The sequence below is a fragment of the Robertmurraya mesotrionivorans genome, assembly GCF_050971805.1.
GTDB lineage: Bacteria > Bacillota > Bacilli > Bacillales > Cytobacillaceae > Robertmurraya_A.
On sequence record NZ_JBPCCH010000064.1, the window covers coordinates 1 to 534 of the forward strand.

The window sequence follows — 534 nt, forward strand, 5'->3', positions numbered from 1 at the left end:
AATACTGGTCTAGTGGCGATAGCGAAAAGGTCACACCCGTTCCCATACCGAACACGGAAGTTAAGCTTTTCAGCGCCAATGGTAGTTGAGGGTTTCCCTCTGTGAGAGTAGGACGTCGCCAGGCAAGTCCCTATTGGGACTATTATTTTTGTCTAAAATATTAAGTTAGGCCCCTTGGTCAAGCGGTTAAGACACCGCCCTTTCACGGCGGTAACACGGGTTCGAATCCCGTAGGGGTCACCAAGTTTTTTCATGAAATGAAAATAACTTTCCTTTTTTGGAGGATTAGCTCAGCTGGGAGAGCACCTGCCTTACAAGCAGGGGGTCGGCGGTTCGATCCCGTCATCCTCCACCAAGACTTTTTTCACGTAGTGAAAAATAGTCATCCTACGAAGTGAAAATATTTATCCATCACGAAAGTGAAAAATAGTCATCCTACAAAGCAAAAATATTTATCCTTTTTAAGCCGGCGTAGCTCAATTGGTAGAGCAACTGACTTGTAATCAGTAGGTTGGGGGTTCAAGTCCTCTCACC

At 45.5% G+C, this 534-nt stretch carries 2 tRNA genes and 1 rRNA gene; all 3 read left to right on the forward strand.

The features are described from left to right. The first annotated feature begins 8 nt into the window (after positions 1-8). The 3 genes from rrf (at position 9) to ACRX5O_RS25305 (ending at position 355) form a co-directional block, all read left to right on the forward strand. Positions 9-124, forward strand: a 5S ribosomal RNA gene (gene rrf, locus ACRX5O_RS25295). Between the two features lie 44 nt (positions 125-168). Further along, a tRNA-Glu gene (locus ACRX5O_RS25300) sits at positions 169-243 on the forward strand. A 36-nt stretch (positions 244-279) separates the two neighbouring features. Beyond that, positions 280-355 (forward strand) — tRNA-Val (locus ACRX5O_RS25305). The last annotated feature ends 179 nt before the right edge of the window (positions 356-534 follow it).